Origin of the sequence: Streptomyces sp. NPDC006332, assembly GCF_040612855.1 — a bacterium.
Lineage (GTDB): Bacteria > Actinomycetota > Actinomycetes > Streptomycetales > Streptomycetaceae > Streptomyces.
In genome coordinates, this window is record NZ_JBEXRA010000020.1 from 87,530 (window position 1) to 107,791 (window position 20,262).

At 70.7% G+C, this 20,262-nt stretch carries 17 protein-coding genes; 13 read left to right on the forward strand and 4 right to left on the reverse strand.

What is annotated here, in order from left to right; all coding sequences use genetic code 11:
- Positions 1–23 precede the first annotated feature (23 nt).
- Together ABZ027_RS19800 and ABZ027_RS19805 are read left to right on the forward strand one after the other, a co-directional pair.
- Positions 24–2,075, forward strand: a complete 2,052-nt coding sequence (locus ABZ027_RS19800) for an alpha-L-fucosidase (protein WP_356769956.1) — start codon at positions 24–26, stop codon at positions 2,073–2,075.
- Between the two features lie 52 nt (positions 2,076–2,127).
- A complete protein-coding gene (locus ABZ027_RS19805; RefSeq protein WP_356769958.1) occupies positions 2,128–3,165 on the forward strand; it encodes a LacI family DNA-binding transcriptional regulator in 1,038 nt (345 codons plus the stop codon).
- Positions 3,166–3,213: 48 nt separating this feature from the next.
- Here the strand turns inward: ABZ027_RS19805 and ABZ027_RS19810 are convergent, their stop codons facing one another.
- Entirely contained in the window at positions 3,214–3,792 is a 579-nt protein-coding gene (locus tag ABZ027_RS19810; protein WP_356769960.1) for an adenylosuccinate lyase, read from the reverse strand.
- Between the two features lie 391 nt (positions 3,793–4,183).
- On the opposite strand from ABZ027_RS19810, the gene ABZ027_RS19815 reads away from it, so the two are divergent.
- From ABZ027_RS19815 to pssA, 9 genes are all read left to right on the forward strand, one after another.
- Positions 4,184–5,989, forward strand: a complete 1,806-nt coding sequence (locus tag ABZ027_RS19815; protein ID WP_356769962.1) for a 3-hydroxyacyl-CoA dehydrogenase family protein — start codon at positions 4,184–4,186, stop codon at positions 5,987–5,989.
- A 172-nt stretch (positions 5,990–6,161) separates the two neighbouring features.
- Positions 6,162–6,971 carry a TetR family transcriptional regulator gene (locus ABZ027_RS19820; protein ID WP_356770059.1) on the forward strand — a complete coding sequence of 270 codons (810 nt, stop codon included), beginning with the start codon at positions 6,162–6,164 and terminating at the stop codon, positions 6,969–6,971.
- 432 nt (positions 6,972–7,403) lie between these two features.
- Complete coding sequence (gene ccrA / locus ABZ027_RS19825) at positions 7,404–8,747, forward strand: crotonyl-CoA carboxylase/reductase (protein ID WP_356769964.1); 1,344 nt, start codon at positions 7,404–7,406, stop codon at positions 8,745–8,747.
- A gap of 17 nt (positions 8,748–8,764) precedes the next feature.
- Positions 8,765–10,813 (forward strand): protein meaA, encoded by a 2,049-nt coding sequence (locus ABZ027_RS19830; protein WP_356769966.1) that lies wholly within the window; start codon positions 8,765–8,767, stop codon positions 10,811–10,813.
- On the forward strand, positions 10,810–11,775 hold the full coding sequence (locus ABZ027_RS19835) for a CoA ester lyase (RefSeq protein WP_356769968.1): 966 nt from the start codon (positions 10,810–10,812) through the stop codon (positions 11,773–11,775). The genes ABZ027_RS19830 and ABZ027_RS19835 overlap by 4 nt, the downstream gene beginning before the upstream one ends.
- Before the next feature lie 5 nt (positions 11,776–11,780).
- Complete coding sequence (locus tag ABZ027_RS19840) at positions 11,781–12,293, forward strand: MaoC family dehydratase (RefSeq protein ID WP_356769970.1); 513 nt, start codon at positions 11,781–11,783, stop codon at positions 12,291–12,293.
- 2 nt (positions 12,294–12,295) lie between these two features.
- Positions 12,296–13,501, forward strand: coding sequence for an acyl-CoA dehydrogenase family protein (locus ABZ027_RS19845; RefSeq protein WP_356769972.1), 1,206 nt, complete (start codon positions 12,296–12,298; stop codon positions 13,499–13,501).
- Positions 13,502–13,671: 170 nt separating this feature from the next.
- Complete coding sequence (locus ABZ027_RS19850) at positions 13,672–14,328, forward strand: phosphatidylserine decarboxylase (protein ID WP_356769974.1); 657 nt, start codon at positions 13,672–13,674, stop codon at positions 14,326–14,328.
- A gap of 22 nt (positions 14,329–14,350) precedes the next feature.
- The gene (gene pssA, locus ABZ027_RS19855; RefSeq protein ID WP_356770061.1) at positions 14,351–15,166 is read left to right on the forward strand and encodes a CDP-diacylglycerol--serine O-phosphatidyltransferase; all 816 of its coding nucleotides are present in this window, start codon (positions 14,351–14,353) and stop codon (positions 15,164–15,166) included.
- A 61-nt stretch (positions 15,167–15,227) separates the two neighbouring features.
- Here the strand turns inward: pssA and ABZ027_RS19860 are convergent, their stop codons facing one another.
- Entirely contained in the window at positions 15,228–16,346 is a 1,119-nt protein-coding gene (locus ABZ027_RS19860; protein WP_356770063.1) for a glycerate kinase, read from the reverse strand.
- 213 nt (positions 16,347–16,559) lie between these two features.
- Here ABZ027_RS19860 and ABZ027_RS19865 point away from each other — a divergent pair, with 213 nt between their 5' ends.
- Both ABZ027_RS19865 and ABZ027_RS19870 read left to right on the forward strand, forming a co-directional pair.
- Complete coding sequence (locus ABZ027_RS19865) at positions 16,560–17,633, forward strand: ADP-ribosylglycohydrolase family protein (protein WP_356769976.1); 1,074 nt, start codon at positions 16,560–16,562, stop codon at positions 17,631–17,633.
- 63 nt (positions 17,634–17,696) lie between these two features.
- A complete protein-coding gene (locus ABZ027_RS19870; RefSeq protein WP_356769978.1) occupies positions 17,697–18,191 on the forward strand; it encodes an NUDIX hydrolase in 495 nt (164 codons plus the stop codon).
- 45 nt (positions 18,192–18,236) lie between these two features.
- Here ABZ027_RS19870 and ABZ027_RS19875 read toward each other — a convergent pair whose 3' ends face one another.
- Positions 18,237–18,743 (reverse strand): methylated-DNA--[protein]-cysteine S-methyltransferase, encoded by a 507-nt coding sequence (locus ABZ027_RS19875; RefSeq protein WP_356769979.1) that lies wholly within the window; start codon positions 18,741–18,743, stop codon positions 18,237–18,239.
- Entirely contained in the window at positions 18,743–20,260 is a 1,518-nt protein-coding gene (locus ABZ027_RS19880; RefSeq protein ID WP_356769981.1) for an AlkA N-terminal domain-containing protein, read from the reverse strand. Before ABZ027_RS19880 ends, ABZ027_RS19875 begins: the two co-directional genes overlap by 1 nt.
- Between the last annotated feature and the right edge of the window lie 2 nt (positions 20,261–20,262).

The window sequence follows — 20,262 nt, forward strand, 5'->3', positions numbered from 1 at the left end:
GCCCGAGGGAATCTGGTAAGCACATGACCTCCGAACCCTTTCCCCGGGTCGCCGTCGACCCCGGCGACAGCGACGACGAGCTGCGCCGCAAGGCGTCCACGGTCCGCCCGACGCCCCGGCAGGTCGCCTGGCAGCGGCAGGAACTCGTCGCCTTCGTGCACTTCGGCATCAACACCTTCACCGGCCTGGAGTGCGGCTCGGGCACCGACGACCTGTCCCTGTTCGACCCGGTGGAGCTGGACTGCGGACAGTGGGCGCGCAGCCTCGCGGACGCCGGTTTCCGGTCGGTGATCCTCACCGCCAAGCATCACGACGGGTTCTGCCTGTGGCCCAGCCGCTACACCGCGCACTCGGTGGCGGCGACGCCCTGGCGAGCGGGGCGGGGCGACGTCGTCCGCGAACTCGCCGAGGCCGCCCGCGCGGTGGGACTGGGCCTCGGCGTCTACCTCTCCCCCGCCGACCTGCACCAGACGCACGCCGCCGACGGCTGCTACGGCAACGGCAGCCCCGCCGTCGAGACGGTCATCCCGACCCTGGTGCCCGGCGACGACCGGGCGGCCCGCGTCGAGTCGGGGGAACTGCCTTCCTTCACCTACGTGGTGGACGACTACAACCGCTACTACCTGAACCAGCTGTACGAACTGCTCACGGAGCACGGGCCGGTGGGCGAGGTGTGGCTGGACGGCGCCGATCCGACCGCCACCAAACAGCACTACGACCACGACACGTGGTTCTCCATGGTGCGCGCGCTGGCGCCCGACGCCACGTGCGCGGTCGGCGGTCCCGACGTCCGCTGGGTGGGCAACGAGAGCGGCTACGCCCGTTACAGCGAGTGGAGCGTCGTCCCGATGCGCGACGAGCCGTCCGAGTTCGGGCACACCACCGCCGTGGCTGAGGAGGAACACGACCTCGCGGGGCCCGCGGCCATGCGTCGGGCCGGTCACTTCGCCTGGTATCCCGCCGAGGTCGACGTCTCCATCCGGCCGGGCTGGTTCCACCACGCCTCCCAGGACACCGCCGTCAAGTCGCTGCCCCGGCTGATGGACCTGTACCGGCACTCGGTGGGCCGCAACGCCGTCCTGCTGCTCAACGTGCCGCCCGACCGGCGCGGCCGGTTCGCCGACCCGGACCTGGCACGGCTCACCGAGTTCGGCCGCGTCCTGCGCGAGGCGTACGGCGTCGATCTCGCCGCCGACGCGCACACCGGCGAGGACGTTCCCGACAGCGTCCTGGTCGAGCTGCCGCAGCCGCGCACCTTCAACGTGGTGGGCCTGAGCGAGGACATCCGGCACGGGCAGCTCGTCGAGTCCTTCGCCGTCGACGTGTGGCTGTCGGGCGCGTGGGAGCGGGTGGCGACGGGCACGACCGTGGGGCACAAGCGTCTGGTGTCCCTGCCCCGCCCCCTGACCTCCCACCGTCTGCGGGTCCGTGTCCTCGCCTCGCGTGGAGCCGTGCGGCCCGACGTCTCCCTCATGCTCGATCCGACGGTGCCCGCGCCCGTCGTCCACGACTCCTTCGCCGCGGCCCGCGACAGCAGAGGGATCAGCAGCGACGACGCCCCCGGCATCGCCGACCTGGGCGGCACCGGCGTCAGCCTGTCCGCGCAGGCCCTGGCCGCGGCCGGCATCGTCCCCGGTGGCCCGGTCGCGCACGGGGGCCTCGAGTTCCGGTGGCCCGACACCGCCCCGGGGGAGCCTGACAACGTACGGGCCGACGGGCAGACCATCACGATGAGCGGCTCGGGGTCGCGGATCGGCTTCCTGCTCCTGGGCACCGCCGACCGCAGCTTCGGGCCGGGCCTGGCGACCTACACCGACGGCAGTCGGCAGGAGATCCCGCTGCTGGCCCTCGACACCCTCGGCGAGGGGGACTACCCGGCAGGCGCGCACACCATCGTCTCCATGCCGTACCACAACCGCCCCGACGGCCGCGCCGACAGGCCCGCCCGCGTGGGCTGGTGCGCGGCGCCGCTCGACCCGGCGAGGACGCTGGAGTCGATCACTCTGCCGCGTTACGGCGAGGGGACAAATCCCGAAGAACCGGGGGTGCACGTCTTCGCCGTCACCCTCGGCTGACAATGTGGGATCTCAGACCAGGGATGAGCACACCTGTTTAAGGACGGTTGACATGGTGCCGGGCAAACAGCAGCGACCCGCTGACCACACGCTCGTGCGGCCCGGCCGGGCCACGATCCTGGATGTCGCCAGGCTGGCCGGGGTGTCCCGGCAGACCGTCTCGCGTGCCATCAACGACAAGGGCGAGATCGATCCCGCGACCAAGGAGCGCGTGCTGGCCGCCGTCCGCAGCCTCGGATACCGGCCCAGCCGGCACGCCCGGGGCCTGCGCCGGGCGGGCTCGGTGACCATCGGGCTGGTCGTCTCCGACCTGGCCAACCCGTACTTCCCCGAGGTCGCCGCCGGTGTGCTGGAGGTCGCCAAGCCGCAGGGCTGGAACGTCACCGTGTTCGAGTCCCGGCACGACGCCGAGGAGGAAGAGGAGGCACTCGACCTGCTGTCCGGACAGGCCGACGCCATCGTCGGCTACTTCGACAGCACCGACGACGTACTCGCCCGGTACGCCGCCGGGCTGCCGATCGTGCTCCTGGAACGCGCCCCGGACCAGACCCGCTTCGGATCGGTGGGCATCGACTTCGCGACCGGTATGCGGGCCGCCATGGCGCACCTGGTGGAGCGGGGGCACCGCCGGATCGGCATGCTGGACTGCGCGGTGCCCGGCACGCGCAGCCCCCGGGGCGAGTACTTCCTGGCCGAGGCGCGTGAGCACGGGCTGGCGGTGGGCCCGGACTGGCTGTCCCACTGCGACGACCACAATGTGGCCGCGGGCGAGCGGGCCGTCGAGCGGCTCCTCGAGCGGCATCCGGACGTGACCGCCGTCGTCGGCTTCAACGACCTCGTCGCCATCGGCGGCATGCGGGCCGCCCGCCGCCGGGGTCGGCGGGTGCCGCACGACCTGGCCGTCCTCGGCTTCGACGGTCTGTCCCTGGGCGAACTGGTCGAGCCCGCGCTGACCACCCTGAGCATCGACAAACGGCAGGTGGGGCGTCTGGCGGTCGAGCAGGTGGCGCAGATGCTGGAGGGCAAGGAACCCGCCGTGGGGGAAGGCGCGTGGATGGTCCCGGAACTCGTGGTCCGCGCCTCGACGTGACGCCCGGCTCAGGCGCCCTGGTCGGCTCGCTCGTCGGGGCCGTACGTCTCATCGGCGCTGCCGGGGGATCCGGGCCAGCGCGTGCACGGCCGCCTCGGCGAGCACCGGGTGGGCCAGGGCCTCGTTGAGGACCGGTCGGGCCCGGGGGTCGCCGAGCGTGCCGAGCCCCTCCACGCAGGCGAGTGCCACCCTGCGGTACGGGTCGTGCGGGCGCAGCCGTCGCTGCAGGGTGGTGATCAGCGCGGGCACGGCCTCGGGGGCGCGCAGGTGCACCAGGAGGCGCACCGGGTGCAGGGCGTAGGCGACCCGCAGTTCGTTGGTGGCCAGGGCGGCGGCCGCGCGGGCGGTGCGGGGATCGCTCAGGCGGGCCAGGGCGTGGGCGGCGGAGGCGCAGCGCGGTGGGTCGCGGTGGTTGAGGAACAGGACGAGGGATTCGAAGGCCCGTCGGTCGCCCGCCGTCCCGAGCCGGAAGGCGGCCAGTTCCCTGGCCCACAGCGGCTGTCCGGGAGCGGTGAGCACTTCCGCCAGGTCGTCGAGGTCCTCGGTCGCCACCAGCCGGTCGTAACCGGCCGTCGCGCCTGCCTCCTGCCGTAAGCGTTCCGTGAGTGATCGCAACTCTTCGTCCATGGAACCCGAGATTAGGGGTGCTGCCGGGCGACCGGGACCTACATCACAAACTCGGGGGCTGGCGCGCTCGTTACCCACCGGTTAAGCTCATACGAGCGAGTTACCCACTCGTAGATCGGTTCGCGGTGGCCTGGTGACGCAGCCACCGCGAGAGCAGTCGGTTCGGTACATCGCGTACCTGATTACGACCCGGCCCCGGGACAGGGCCGGTCGGTTCCGCCGTTGTGGGGCGTGTGCACGCCCGTCAGCACGGCACCGGGCGTGTGCGCTAGCAGCCCGGCAACACCCGCACTCCTTCTCCGCACCCGGTGCACGTGGTTCCCGGCTTCGGCCGCGATCCCCCGGCGCACCGGGCGCGCTCCCAGTCGTCACCTCTTTCCTGGAGTCCGCGATGGCCACTCCCCTGTCCGACACCCCTCTGTCCCCGTTGCAGACCGTCGCCGTGGTCGGCCTCGGCACCATGGGCACCGGCATCGCCGAGGTCCTGGCCAAGGCCGGCCGCGACGTCGTCGGCATCGACATCAGCGAGGCGGCGACCGCCAAGGCCGTCGCCGCCCTGGAGACCGCCACCGCCCGCGCCGTGGAGCGCGGCCGGCTGACCGAGCAGGAGCGCGCCGACGCGCTCGGCCGGGTCCGGACGTCCACCGATCTGGGTGCGGCGGCCGACGCCGACCTGGTCATCGAGGTGGTCCCGGAGTCGTACGAGATCAAGCACCAGATCTTCCGTGAGCTCGACCGGATCGTGCGGCCCGAGACGGTTCTCGCCACCGGCACCAACGCCCTGTCCGTCACCCGGCTCGCCGCCGACTCGGCCCGCCCCGAGCGCGTGCTGGGTCTGCACTTCTTCAACCCGGCGCCGGCGATGAAGCTGGTCGAGGTCGTCTCGTCGGTGCTGACCGCGCCGCAGGCCGTCGCCGCGGTCACGGACCTCGCGCTGGAGCTCGGCAAGGAACCCGTCGCGGTCGGCGACCGGCCCGGGTTCGTCGCCGACGGGCTGCTGTTCGGCTACCTCAACCAGGCCGCCGCGATGTACGAGGCGAAGTACGCCTCCCGCGAGGACATCGACGCCGCGATGCGGCTGGGCTGCGGGCTGCCCATGGGCCCGCTCGCGCTGCTCGACCTGATCGGCGTCGACACCGCCCGGACCGTCCTGGAGGCCATGTACGCCGAGTCCCACGACCGTCTGCACGCCCCCGCCCCGATCCTCAAGCAGCTCAGCGAGGCGGGTCTGACCGGCCGCAAGTCGGGCCGCGGTTTCTACGCGTACGAGGCTCCCGGCAGCGCCACGGTCGTGCCGGACGCCCTGACACCGCTGTCCGGCAGCCTCGACACCCCCGGCCGTACGGTCCGCAGCGTCGGCGTCGCGGGCTCCGGCACGATGGCGTCCGGTATCGCCGAGGTGTTCGCCAAGGCCGGTTACCAGGTCGTGCTCGCGGCCCGCAGCGAGCAGAAGGCGCAGACCGCCAAGGCCAGGATCGGCAAGTCGCTCGCACGCTCCGTCGACAAGGGCCGGCTGACCGCGGAGGCCGCCGCGCAGACCCTGGACCGGATCACCGCGGCCGGCTCCTACGACGCGTTCGCCGACGTCGATCTGGCGGTGGAGGCCGTCGCCGAGGACCTGGAGGTCAAGCGGCAGCTGTTCGCGACGCTGGACAAGGTCTGCAAGCCGGGCGCGGTGCTGGCCACCACGACGTCCTCCCTGCCGGTCGTCGCCTGCGCCCGGGCGACCTCGCGTCCGCAGGACGTGATCGGCATGCACTTCTTCAACCCGGCACCGGCGATGAAGCTGGTCGAGGTGGTCCGTACGGTGCTGACGGCCGACGACGTCCACTCGACGGTGCGCGAGGTCTGCGCCGGGATCAAGAAGCACGCGGTCGACTGCGGGGACCGGGCGGGCTTCATCGTGAACGCGCTGCTCTTCCCATACCTCAACAACGCGATCAAGATGGTGCAGGAACACTACGCGTCCCTGGACGACATCGACGCGGCGATGAAGCTGGGCGGCGGCTACCCGATGGGCCCCTTCGAGCTCCTGGACGTCGTCGGGCTCGACGTCTCGCTGGCCATCGAGAAGGTCCTGCACCGCGAGTTCCGCGACCCGGGGCTGGCCCCGGCGCCGCTCCTGGAGCACCTGGTGGCCGCGGGCTGCCTCGGCCGCAAGACGGGCCGGGGCTTCCGCGAGTATGCCCGCCGCTGACCGGCCGGGCGACCGGTTCGACACGGACCCGGACACCGGTACGGACTGGGGCGGGCTGCTCGACCCGGGCAGCCCTCCCCCGTCCGCGTGGCCCGGCACTCCCCCGCCCGTCCGGGGCGGGGGGAGCACCGGACGTGCGCGGCAAGCTGCGCACATGCAGTACGTTCAGGTCATGTCCCAGCCCGCCAAGTCCGCACGTACCCCAGCCACGCCCGACGCGCCGGAGAGTGCCGCGGGCAACCGCGCCGCCGCCCAGCGGCTCAAGATGCGCCGAGAGCTGGCGGCCGCAGCGATGGAGTTGTTCGCGACCAAGGGGTACGAGGCGACCACCGTCGACGAGATCGCGGCCGCGGCCGGGGTGGCCCGCCGCACCTTCTTCCGTCACTTCCGCTCCAAGGAAGAGGCGATCTTCCCGGACCACGACGACACGCTGATCCGGGCCGAGGCCGTCCTCAACGCCGCCCCCGCGCACGAGCACCCGCTCGACACGGTGTGCCGCGGCATCAAGGAGGTCATGCGGATGTACGCGGCCCGGCCGGAGATCTCGGTCGCCCGCTACACCCTCACGCGCGAGGTACCCACCCTGCGCGAGGCGGAGATCGCGTCCGTCGCCCGCTACGAGCGGCTCTTCACCCGCTACCTCCTCGGCCACTTCGACGAGCACGCGCACGACGACGACGCCAACGACGACCCGCTGCTGGCGGAGGTCGCCGCGTCCGCCGTGGTCACCGCCCACAACCACGTGCTGCGCCGCTGGCTGCGGGCCGGCGGACAGGGAGACGTCGAGGCACAGCTGGACCACGCCTTCGCGATCGTACGGAAGACGTTCGGGTCCGGCATCGGGGCCGGACGCAGCACGCCCGCCAAGCCCGCCGCCGCGACGGTCTCCACGCACGGCGAGGTGCTGGTGACGGTCGCCCGCACGGACGCCCCGCTCGACCAGGTCATGCGGACCATCGAGGAGGCCCTCAGGGACCGCTGAGTGGCGCCCGGACCGCCTGGTCCCGCAACACCGCTGTGATCACGGCCACCCTCCGGGGTGGCCGTTTTGCCATGTCAGGGGTGCTTTTCAGGCACCTTTCGCGGCCCGTTCGATCGATCATCGCTCATTTGTTACGTAAAGATTTCACCTGAGAGCAGGTTCTGGCACTCAGTGCCTTGCGAGGTGACACGCGGTGTCATACGTTGAAGGTGTCCGGGCGGCCGGCGTGCAGAGACCATTCGTACGTCGGCTGTCCCAGCAAACCAACGGTCTGCCCGCCCGGACGCCTGCGTCACAGGCAACCTCCCGCGCCACAAAGCGCTGCCGAACAGCACCACCGCCGAACCGACGGCACTTCTCCACCCACCCTCAGCAGCACCGACGTAACCCTCAGCGTCTCCCCTCAAGACGCCATAGGCCGGAGGCATCACCGTGACCGTTAAGGACATCCTGGACGCGATCCAGTCACCGGACTCGACGCCGGAAGACTTCGCCGCTCTGCCGCTGCCGGAGTCGTACCGAGCGATCACCGTGCACAAGGACGAGACGGAGATGTTCGCGGGCATGCAGACCCGCGAGAAGGACCCGCGCAAGTCGCTGCACCTGGACGAGGTGCCGCTGCCCGAGCTGGGCCCGGGCGAGGCCCTGGTGGCCGTGATGGCCTCCTCGGTCAACTACAACTCCGTGTGGACCTCGATCTTCGAGCCGCTGTCGACCTTCGGGTTCCTGGAGCGCTACGGCCGCACCAACGAGCTGGCCAAGCGCCACGACCTGCCGTACCACATCATCGGGTCCGACCTCGCGGGCGTCGTCCTGCGCACCGGCCCGGGCGTCAACGCCTGGCGGCCCGGTGACGAGGTCGTCGCGCACTGCCTCTCCGTCGAGATGGAGTCCAGCGACGGCCACAACGACACCATGCTCGACCCCGAGCAGCGCATCTGGGGCTTCGAGACCAACTTCGGCGGCCTGGCAGAGGTCGCGCTCGTCAAGTCCAACCAGCTGATGCCCAAGCCCGACCACCTGTCGTGGGAGGAGGCCGCCGCCCCGGGCCTGGTCAACTCCACCGCCTACCGTCAGCTGGTGTCCCGCAACGGCGCCGGTATGAAGCAGGGCGACAACGTGCTGATCTGGGGCGCCAGCGGCGGACTCGGCTCCTACGCCACCCAGTTCGCGCTGGCCGGCGGCGCCAACCCGATCTGTGTCGTCTCCAGCGAGCAGAAGGCCGCCATCTGCCGGTCCATGGGCGCGGAGGCGATCATCGACCGCACCGCCGAGGACTACAAGTTCTGGAAGGACGAGACCACCCAGGACCCCAAGGAGTGGAAGCGCTTCGGCAAGCGCATCCGCGAACTCACCGGCGGCGAGGACATCGACATCGTCTTCGAGCACCCCGGCCGCGAGACCTTCGGCGCCTCCGTGTTCGTCACCCGCAAGGGCGGCACCATCACCACCTGCGCCTCGACCTCGGGCTACATGCACGAGTACGACAACCGCTACCTGTGGATGTCGCTGAAGCGGATCATCGGCTCGCACTTCGCCAACTACCGCGAGGCCTGGGAAGCCAACCGCCTCATCGCCAAGGGCAAGATCCACCCGACGCTCTCCAAGGTCTACTCCCTGGAGGACACCGGGCAGGCCGCCCACGACGTGCACCGCAACGTGCACCAGGGCAAGGTCGGCGTCCTGTGCCTGGCACCCGAGGAGGGCCTCGGCGTGCGCGACGCGGACAAGCGCGCCCAGCACGTCGACGCCATCAACCGCTTCCGGAACATCTGAGAACAGCGGAGGCACAGATGACTGAGCGTCAGACCGCCGACGGGCGGCGGGAGAAGGACCGGCCGTGGCTCATGCGCACGTACGCCGGTCACTCCACGGCCGAGGCGTCCAACGAGCTGTACCGGCGCAACCTCGCCAAGGGCCAGACCGGCCTGTCGGTCGCGTTCGACCTGCCGACGCAGACCGGCTACGACTCCGACCACATCCTCGCCCGCGGCGAGGTCGGCCGGGTCGGCGTGCCGATCGCGCACGTCGGTGACATGCGCCGGCTGCTCCAGGACATCCCCCTGGAGCAGATGAACACCTCGATGACGATCAACGCCACCGCCATGTGGCTGCTGGCGCTCTACCAGGTCGTCGCGGAGGAGCACGGTGCGGACATCACCAAACTCCAGGGCACGACCCAGAACGACATCGTCAAGGAGTACCTGTCCCGGGGCACGCACGTCTTCCCGCCGGGACCCTCGCTCCGCCTGACCACGGACATGATCGCGTACACGGTCTCCCACCTGCCGAAGTGGAACCCGATCAACATCTGCAGCTACCACCTGCAGGAGGCGGGCGCCACTCCGGTCCAGGAGATCGCGTACGCGATGTCGACGGCGATCGCGGTGCTGGACGCCGTCCGGGACAGCGGCCAGGTGCCGCAGGAACGCATGGGCGACGTGGTCGGCCGCATCTCCTTCTTCGTGAACGCGGGGGTCCGCTTCATCGAGGAGATGTGCAAGATGCGCGCCTTCGGCCGCATCTGGGACCAGATCACCCGTGAGCGGTACGGCATCGAGGACCCCAAGCACCGGCGCTTCCGCTACGGCGTCCAGGTCAACTCGCTCGGCCTGACCGAGGCGCAGCCGGAGAACAACGTCCAGCGGATCGTGCTGGAGATGCTCGCCGTGACCCTCTCCAAGGACGCCCGCGCGCGTGCCGTGCAGCTCCCCGCCTGGAACGAGGCCCTGGGGCTGCCCCGGCCCTGGGACCAGCAGTGGTCGCTGCGCATCCAGCAGGTGCTGGCCCACGAGAGCGACCTGCTGGAGTACGACGACATCTTCGAGGGCTCGAAGGTCATCGAGGCGAAGGTGGGCGAGCTGGTCGAGGAGTCGCTCGCGGAGATCGAGCGGATCCAGGAGATGGGCGGCGCGATGGCCGCCGTGGAGTCCGGCTACCTCAAGTCGCAGCTGGTCTCCTCGCACGCCGAGCGCCGGGGCCGTATCGAGTCCGGCCAGGAGAAGATCATCGGCGTCAACATCTTCGAGACGACCGAACCGAACCCGCTGACGGCCGACCTCGACACGGCCATCCACACGGTCGACCCGGCCGTCGAGGCCCGGGTCATCGCCTCGCTCCAGCACTGGCGCGACACCCGCTACCAGCCGCCGTTCAACCACCCGCGCCCCTGCAAGGCGCTGGAGAAGCTGAAGGAGGCCGCCAAGGGCACCGACAACCTGATGGAGGCCACCCTGGAGTGCGCCCGCGCGGGTGTCACCACCGGTGAGTGGGCGGGGGCGCTGCGGGAGGTGTTCGGCGAGTTCCGGGCCCCGACCGGCGTCTCGTCGGCGCCGGTGGCGATCCCCGCCGAGGAGGGCTCGGCCCTGTCCGAGGTGCGCCGAAAGGTGGACGTCACGGCCAAGGACCTCGGTGTCGGCAAGCTGCGCTTCCTGGTCGGCAAGCCCGGCCTGGACGGGCACTCCAACGGCGCCGAGCAGATCGCCGTGCGGGCCCGTGACGCCGGCTTCGAGGTGATCTACCAGGGCATACGCCTCACGCCCGAGCAGATCGTGGACGCCGCCCTGGCCGAGGACGTGCACGCGGTGGGCCTGTCGATCCTCTCCGGCTCGCACGCCCAGCTGGTCCCGGATGTGCTCGAACGGCTGCGTGTGGCCGGTGCCACAGACATTCCGTTGATCGCCGGTGGCATCATCCCGAATGGGGACGCCGAGCAACTGCGGGCAGCCGGAGTGGCCGCGGTGTTCACCCCGAAGGACTTCGACATCACCGGAATCATCGGCCGCGTCGTCGACGAGATCCGCACAGCGAACAAGCTCGACCCCCTGGAGGTCCCCGCATGACAACGCCCGTCAACCGTCTGCGTCCGCGACGCTCCTGCCTCGCGGTCCCCGGGAGCAACCCCCGCTTCCTGGAGAAGGCGCAGGGCCTCCCCGCCGACCAGGTCTTCCTGGACCTGGAGGACGCGTGCGCGCCGCTCGCCAAGCCCGACGCGCGGCACACCATCGTCAAGTTCCTCAACGAGGGCGACTGGACGGGCAAGACACGGGTCGTGCGCGTCAACGACTGGACGACCGAGTGGACGTACCGGGATGTCGTCACGGTCGTCGAGGGCGCCGGCCCCAACCTCGACTGCATCATGCTGCCGAAGGTGCAGGACGCCCAGCAGGTCGTGGCCCTCGACCTGCTGCTGACCCAGATCGAGAAGACCATGGGCTTCGAGGTCGGCCGCATCGGCATCGAGGCGCAGATCGAGAACGCGCAGGGCCTGAACAACGTCAACGAGATCGCGCAGGCCTCCCCGCGGGTGGAGACCATCATCTTCGGCCCGGCGGACTTCATGGCGTCGATCAACATGAAGTCGCTGGTCGTGGGCGAGCAGCCGCCCGGCTACCCGGCGGACGCCTACCACTACATCCTGATGAAGATCCTGATGGCCGCCCGCGCCAACGACCTCCAGGCGATCGACGGCCCCTACCTGCAGATCCGCAACATCGACGGCTACCGCGAGGTCGCCGGACGCGCCGCCGCCCTCGGCTTCGACGGCAAGTGGGTGCTGCACCCGGGCCAGGTCGAGGCGTCCAACGAGATCTTCTCGCCCTCGCAGGAGGACTACGACCACGCCGAGCTGATCCTGGACGCGTACGACTACTACACCTCCGAGGCGGGCGGCAAGAAGGGCTCCGCGATGCTCGGCGACGAGATGATCGACGAGGCCAGCCGCAAGATGGCACTGGTCATCTCCGGCAAGGGCCGGGCCGCCGGCATGCGGCGCACCAGCTCGTTCGAGATCCCGGAGGCGTGACGGCCATGCAGTTCGGACGCACCTACGAGGAGTTCGAGGTCGGGGCGACGTACAAGCACTGGCCGGGCAAGACGGTCACCGAGTACGACGACCACCTCTTCTGTCTCCTCACCATGAACCACCACCCGCTCCACATGGACAGCAACTACGCGGAGAAGACGACCGACTTCGGCAAGAACGTCGTCGTCGGGAACTACATCTACTCCCTGCTGCTCGGCATGTCCGTACCGGACGTCTCCGGCAAGGCGATCGCCAACCTGGAGATCGAGTCGCTCAAGCACGTGGCGCCGACCTTCCACGGCGACACGATCTACGGCCAGACCACCGTGCTCGACAAGTGGCCCTCCAAGTCGAAGGGCGACCGCGGCATCGTCCATGTCGAGACCAAGGGCTACAAGCAGGACGGCACGCTGGTCTGCGTGTTCCGCCGCAAGGTGATGGTGCCCACCGAGACGTACATCAAGGAGCGCGGCGGCGAGCAGCCCGGCCGGCCCCAGCTCACGGAGCAGGAGAAGTAGCCATGGCGCGACTCGCCCAGACCGCCGGTCTGACCGACATCCAGCAGGAGATCCTGTCCACCGTCCGCGACTTCGTGGACAAGGAGATCATCCCGGTCGCGACCGAGCTGGAGCACCGCGACGAGTACCCGCAGCAGATCGTGGACGGGCTCAAGGAACTGGGCCTGTTCGGGCTGATGATCCCCGAGGAGTACGGCGGTCTCGGCGAGTCGCTCCTGACGTACGCGCTGTGCGTGGAGGAGATCGCCCGGGGCTGGATGTCGGTGTCCGGCATCATCAACACGCACTTCATCGTGGCGTACATGCTCAAGCAGCACGGCACGCGGGAGCAGAAGGAGCACTTCCTGCCGAGGATGGCGGCCGGCGACATCCGCGGCGCCTTCTCGATGTCGGAGCCGGGACTGGGTTCGGACGTCTCGGCGATCACGTCCAAGGCGGTCAAGGACGGCGACGACTACGTCCTGAACGGCCAGAAGATGTGGCTCACGAACGGCGGTACGTCGAGCCTGGTCGCCGTTCTCGTCCGGAGTGACGAAGGACACCCGGAGGGGACCGCGCCCCACAAGTCGATGACGACCTTCCTGGTCGAGAAGGAGCCCGGCTTCGGGGAGGTCCGCCCCGGCCTCACCATCCCCGGGAAGATCGACAAGATGGGCTACAAGGGGGTCGACACCACCGAACTGATCATGGATGGCCTGCGCGTTTCGGCCGATCGGGTGCTCGGCGGGACCACCGGCCGAGGTTTTTACCAAATGATGGACGGCGTGGAGGTCGGCCGCGTCAACGTGGCGGCACGTGGCTGTGGCGTCGCTCAGCGTGCCTTCGAACTGGGTGTCTCGTACGCCCAGCAGCGGCACACCTTCGGCAAGGCGATCGCCCAGCACCAGGCCATCCAGTTCAAACTGGCCGAGATGGCTACCAAGGTCGAGGCCGCCCATGCGATGATGGTGAACGCGGCTCGCAAAAAGGACTCCGGCGAACGTAACGACCTTGAGGCAGGGATGGCGAAGTACCTCGCCTCCGAATACTGCAAGGAGGTCGTGGAGGACGCATTCCGGATCCATGGCGGCTACGGCTTCTCCAAGGAGTACGAGATCGAGCGCCTCTACCGTGAGGCTCCGATGCTGCTGATCGGTGAAGGTACCGCCGAGATCCAAAAAATGATCATCGGTCGCAGGCTGCTCGAAGAGTATCGACTCCAGAGCTAGATGTCCCGGTTGGGGGTGTTTTCTTCGAGAAGAAGATCACACCCCGTCAACGGTCCTCAGCCGCCGACTCGGCTTCCTGGCTTGCCCAGTTGTGGCCCGCGACCGGTATCCTCCCGGGAAAGCCGCCGTCCCCCGTTGCAGTGCGGCATCATCCGCTACGAAGGTCATCCATGCCCCACAGCCAAACCTCTGCACCTCGCGACAGCCTGGCAGGCGTACGCCTGGCGCGCGGAGCATCGCCGTGGCTTCTTCCGACCGTCGCCACCGCAGCCCTCAGCCTGGTCCGGGCGCGCCGCTCCGGCGCCGCCAAGGCCGTCGCCGTACCCGCCACCGCGCTCGCGGCGGGCATGCTGTGGTTCTTCCGCGACCCCGAGCGCGAGATCACCCAGGGCCGGGTCATCTCGCCCGCCGACGGTGTGGTGCAGAGCATCATGCCGTGGAAGGACGGCCGCACCCGCGTCGCCATCTTCATGAGCCCGCTCAACGTCCATGTCAACCGGGCGCCGCTCTCCGGCACGGTGACGTCGGTCGAGCACATCCCGGGTGGGTTCGTTCCGGCGTTCAACAAGGAGAGCGAGAACAACGAGCGCGTCGTCTGGCACTTCGACACCGAACTCGGTGACATCGAGATGATCCAGATCGCCGGCGCGGTGGCCCGTCGCATCGTCCCCTACGTGCCTCAGGGCACCAAGGTCGAGCAGGGTGACCGGATCGGGCTGATCCGTTTCGGTTCGCGTGTCGACATCTACCTGCCCGAGGGCGTGGAGGTCGCGGTAGAGGTGGGCGAGAAGACGGTGGCTGGGGTGACTCGCATTGACCGTGATTGATCCCGAGACCCAGGCGGGCTGGATGCCCGGGGCCGACGAGGTGGACGACGAGGAGGAGATGCCCCTCTCTCTCCGCCTCTCAATAGCGGACACCCTCACCCTCGGCAACGCCACGTGCGGCTTCATGGCCGTGTACTTCACCACCACCGGCATCCTGATCCCGGACCTCACCGGCAGCCAGGAGTCCGGCATGGCGCGCAACAGCGCGGCCACGGCGGTCATCCTGATGCTGTGCGCGGCGGTCTTCGACCTGTTCGACGGCCTGGTGGCGCGCAAGCTGCGCTCCTCCCCCATGGGCGCGGAGCTGGACAACCTCTCCGACCTGATCAGCTTCGGCCTGGCGCCGGCGTACTTCGTGCTTGTCTACGGCATGGTGGCGGACGGCGCGTACCAGCGGGTGGCGGCGGTGGGGGCGATCGTGGTGCTCCTGGCCGTCGTGCTGCGGCTGGCCAGATTCTCGTGCGTGACGGTGAAGGACGGCACCTTCCAGGGCATGCCGTCGCCGTTCGGGGCGCTGACGGTGGTCTCGATCGTGCTCCTTGAGCTGCCCTTCGTGGCGACGCTCCTCGCGATCCTGGGTACCGCCTGGCTGATGGTGAGCCGGGTGGAGTACCCGAAGCCGCGGGGTCGCCTCGCGGTGGCGATGCTCTCGTGGATCGTGCTGTCCATGGGGCTGCTGGCGGCCTGGGCGTTCGACGCGCCGGGCGGACAGCTGCTGCTTCAGACAGGCTGTGCGCTGCAGTTGGTCATGGGGGCGGTTATCCCGCTGTTCGCCACGGCTCGCCGGGTGAACAACTTCCGTGGCAACCGACGTGAGGCGCGGGCGGCACAGCCGTAACCCACCTCGCTCGCGCATGGGCCCCGGACCGCATGGTCCGGGGCCCTTCGCCTGTCCGGGGTCAGGTCAGGAAGTCGCGGGCGATCTGCTGCGCGACCCGTTGCAGGATCGGCCCCGCGTCCGTGATGCAGGTCGCCACGTCCGGCTCGACGTCGGTCAGCGGGTACACCCGCCGGAAACCGGCCCGGCCGAGCGCCTCCGGCGGCAGGGCGAGCCGACCGCACACCGCGACGACCTCCTTGCCCTTGGCGCGTGCCGCCGCGGCGACGCCCGCGGGAGCCTTGCCGTGCAGCGTCTGCTCGTCCAGGGATCCCTCGCCGGTGATGACCAGCGTCGCGTACTCCAGCGCGGGCGCGAAGCCCAGGACGTCGAGCATGATCTGTATACCGGGCCGGAAGCGGGCTCCGAGGAGCAGCGCGCCGTAGCCGATGCCGCCCGCCGCGCCGGCGCCCGGCGAGGCCGCGTACGCGGCGGCCTTCGCGCCGACCGCCCGCTCCAGCACCGTCACGTAGTGCGCGAGTGCCTCGTCCAGCGCCGCCACGTCGTCCGGCGAGGCGCCCTTCTGCGGGCCGTAGACGGCCGGTGCGCCCTTGGGTCCGGTCAGCGGGTTGTCGACGTCGCTCGCGAGCACGAACTCCACGGACGCGAGCCGCGGGTCCAGTCCGGACAGGTCGGCCGAGGCCAGGCCGGCGAGGCCGCCGCCGCCCGGGGGCACCGGCTCCCCGTCCGCGTCCAGCAACCGCGCGCCGAGCGCGGACAGCATGCCGGCGCCGCCGTCCGTGGTGGCACTGCCGCCGACCCCGAACACGATCGTCCGCGCGCCCGCGTCCAACGCGGCCCGCAGCAGTTCGCCGGAGCCGTACGTGGAGGCCGTCAGCGGTGCGAAGACACCCGCGGGCAGCCGCTGCAGCCCGCTCGCCTCCGCCATCTCCACGACGGCCGTGTCCCCGCGCAGCGCGAACGCGGCCGTCACCTCCTGGCCGAGCGGCCCCGCGACGGGGACCTCACGTCGGTCGAACCCGGCGGCGACCGCCGCATCCACGGTTCCGTCGCCGCCGTCGGCCACCGGCAGCGCCTCCACCACGAGGTCAGGCCGAACCTCGCGCAGCCCGGCCGTGATCCGCTCGGCGACCTGTACGGCCGTCAGTGAGCCCTTGAACTTGTCCGCGGCGATGAGCACCCGCGCTGTCGCCCGGGCGTCGTTCCCTGCAGCGTCCGCCACCGTGTCTTCCCCTTGCTCCTCAGGCCCCACGCACGTCAAGGCCAGTCGCGCCGCTGTGACCTTAACCGCAGGACGACCCCGCCGTCATGCACCGACCGGTCCCCGGAACACGCCGGGGACGTGGCGCCCGAACCGCGCGCGGACGCCCCCACAACCGGGTAGACGGTAGGTATGACCCCAGTGGGCATCGAGCCAGAACTTGCCGACCGCGTCCTCGGGGGCTGGCTCGGCCGGATCGCGGGCAACATGCTCGGCAAGCCGGTCGAGCAGGGCGACCTGTGGACGCGGGACCGCATCGACCGCTATCTGCGACAGGCGGCGGCCCTGCCGCTCACCGACTACCTGCCCGAGCCCGTCGGCGCGAGCGAGGGCATCGAGCTGCGCCCCGAGTGGCGCCAGTGCGTCCGCGGCCGCATTCACGGCAGCTGCCGGGACGACGACGTCGACTACGCCATCCTCGGCCTGGACCTGCTGGAGACCCACGGCTTCGGGTTCAGCACGGAGCAGGTCGGCGAGCTGTGGCTGCTCCGGCTGCCGTACCGGCAGACCTTCACCGCCGAGCGGGCCGCGTACCGCAACCTCGCCAACGGGCTGAAACCGCCGCTCACCGCGACCTACGACAATCCGTACCAGGAGTGGATCGGGGCTCTCATCCGGGCGGACATCTACGGCTGGACCTGTCCGGGTGTGCCGCGCCGGGCGGCGTCGCTGGCCCGCCGGGACGCGGTGCTGTCCCACACCGGCAACGGGGTGTACGGCGCGATGTGGGCGGCGGCGCTGATCGCGGCGGCGTTCACGGCCGGCACGGTGCGCCAGGCCGTCGACCAGGCACTCACGGTGGTCCCGGCGAACAGCCGCCTGGCCCGGACCGTGCGCCGTGTCGTGTCGCTGCACGCCACCCGGATGCCCTGGGAGGACACGCTCAGCACGGTCGCCGAGGAGACCGCGGGGCTCGGCTGGATCCACACCGTCCCGAACGCGGCCGTCCTGACCGCCGGGCTCCTGTACGGCGACGGCGACTTCACCCGCACCATCACGCTCACCGTGCGCGGTGGCCTGGACACCGACTCCAACGGCGCGACCGCGGGTTCGGTGGCGGGGGTGCTGACCGGGGCCGAGGCCATCCCGGAGCAGTGGAAGGATCCGCTGGAGGACACGGTACGCAGCGCGGTGTTCGGCTTCGACGGGGCACGGATCAGTGAACTGGCGCGGCGGACGCTGCGGTTGGCGCAGACGGAGCCGTGACCGGCGCCGCGGCCGAGGTCGCGGCTGACCGGAGCGGGCGGGGAAGCTGGATACCCTTTCCGGATGACCACCACTCAAGACTTCGCCGCCTACATCGCGGGGCTCCCCCGGGTGCTCGCCGGGGCCGCCGCCCTCTTCCGTGACGCTCAGGGTCGGGTGCTGCTCGTCGAACCCAACTACCGTGAGGGCTGGGCGCTGCCCGGCGGCACGATCGAGTCCGACGACGGTGAGACCCCGCGCCAGGGCGCGCGCCGGGAGACCGCGGAGGAGATCGGCCTGGACCGGGAACTCGGGCGGCTGCTCGCGGTGGACTGGGTGCACGGGACGGGCCGGCCGCCGCTGGTGGCGTACCTGTACGACGGTGGGGTGCTCACCGAGGACGAGTTCAAGGCGATCCGGCTCCAGGAGGAGGAACTGCTGTCCTGGCGGCTGGTACCGCGCGAGGAACTCACCGAGTACCTGCCGGGCTCCCTGGGGCGCCGCGTCGTGTCCGCGCTCGACGTTCTGACGGAGGGCTCGGGGACGGCGGAGCTGGAGAACGGGAACCGGGTGGGCTGAGCGGGCCGGCCTGACCTCAGGGCCTGTATAGGGCCTGTATAGGGTCTAGAACAGCGCCGCTCCGCTCTCGAAGTCCAGCAGGCGCTGCTTGCGGTCCAGGCCGCCGCCGTATCCGGTGAGACCGCCGTTCGCGCCGACGACACGGTGGCAGGGCACGATGATGCCGACCGGGTTCCTGCCGTTGGCGAGCCCCACCGCGCGAGAGGCGGTGGGGTTGCCGAGCGCGTCGGCCAGTTCGCCGTACGTGCGGGTCTCGCCGTACGGGATCTTCCGCAGCTGGTCCCAGACGCTGCGCTGGAACGGGGTTCCACGCAGGCCGAGTTCGACGGTGAACTCCTTCAACCCGCCCGCGAAATAGGCCTCCAGTTCTTCCTCGGCCGCCGCGAAGGGGGCTTTGGCGAAGGGGGCCTCAGCGCGGGTGCCGAAGGTCTCCTCCGCGGGGCGGTGGCGCTGGTCGGTCATGTAGAGGCCGCACAGGACGCCGTCGTCGGCGACGAGCGTCAAAGGGCCGTAGGGGCTGTCGATCACGGTGTGCTGCTTCGTCGAGCTCATCACGAACGTCCTTGTCCGGGAAGGAAGTTGATCGGGTGGCTGTCGGTCGCCCACAGGTACTGGACCGCGTACGCCCGCCAGGGCCGCCAGGCCGCCGCGCGGGCCGTGAGCGCCGCCGGCGTCGAGGGCAGGTCCAGCTCCTGTGCGGCGCGGCGGATTCCGAGGTCGGTCGCGAGGAAGGCGTCCGGGTCGCCGAGGGCGCGCATCGCGATGACGTCGGCCGTCCAGGGGCCGAAGCCCGGGAGCGCGAGGAGTTGGGCGCGGGTTCGGGTCCAGTCGCTCTCCACCCCCAGGTTGAGGGTGCCGTCGGCGAGTTGGGCCACCAGGGTGGTGAAGGTGGTGCGGCGGGTGCGTGGCATCGCGAGTGACTCGGGGTCGAGGGCGGCGAGCGCCTCCGAGGACGGGAAGAGGTGGGTGAGGCCCCCCTCCGGATCGTCCACCGGGTCGCCGTACGCGGTGACCAGGCGGGCGGCGTGGGTGCGGGCCGCCGCCGTGGAGACCTGCTGGCCGAGCACCGCGCGTACGGCGAACTCCGCCTCGTCGACGGTGCGTGGGACCCGCCTACCTGGTGCCTTGTCGACGAGTGGCGCGAGGACCGGGTCGGTGCGCAGCTGGTCGTCGACCGCGACCGGGTCGGCGTCCAGGTCGAGCATCCGGCGGCAGCGGCTGATGGCGACGGTCAGATCCCGCAGGTCACTGAGGGTGAGTCGGCAGGCGATGTGGTCCGGCCGGGGCGTGAGGGCCACGATGCCGTGGCCGTACGGCAGTCGCAGCGTGCGCCGGAAGGCGCCGTCCCGCCATTCCTCCACCCCCGGGACGGCGGTCGCCGCGAGGTGACCGAAGAGGTTGTCGGGGTTGAGGGGGGCGCGGAAGGGGAGCCGGAGGGTGAGTGCCCCTGGGGTGCCCGGGGCGGCCGCCCCGTCAGCGAGCGGGGTGTTCTTCCTCGGTACCCGGGCGCGCAGGTCGCTCGGGGAGAGGGCGAAGACCTCGCGCACGGTGTCGTTGAAGGTGCGGATGGAGGAGAACCCGGCGGCGAAGGCGATCTCCGCCATCGGCAGCGGGGTCGTCTCGATGAGCAGGCGCGCGGTCTGGGCGCGCTGCGCGCGGGCGAGGGCGAGCGGGCCCGCGCCCAGTTCGGCGAGCAGTTGACGTTCGATCTGCCGGCTGCTGTAGCCGAGCCGGGCGGCGAGTCCGGGCACGCCCTCGCGGTCCACGACGCCGTCGGCGACGAGCCGCATCGCCCGGGCCACCAGGTCGGCGCGCTGGTTCCACTCGGGTGAGCCCGGGCTGGTGTCGGGGCGGCAGCGCTTGCAGGCCCGGAAGCCGGCCTGCTGGCAGGCCGCCGCGCTCGGGTGGAAGGTCATGTTCTCGGGTTTGGGCGGCACGACCGGGCAGCTGGGTCGGCAGTAGATGCGGGTGGTCAGGACGGCGGTGAAGAACCAGCCGTCGAAGCGTGCGTCCTTCGACTGCACGGCGCGCACGCAGCGCTCGGTGTCGGTGTGCATTCCCCTCTGCATGT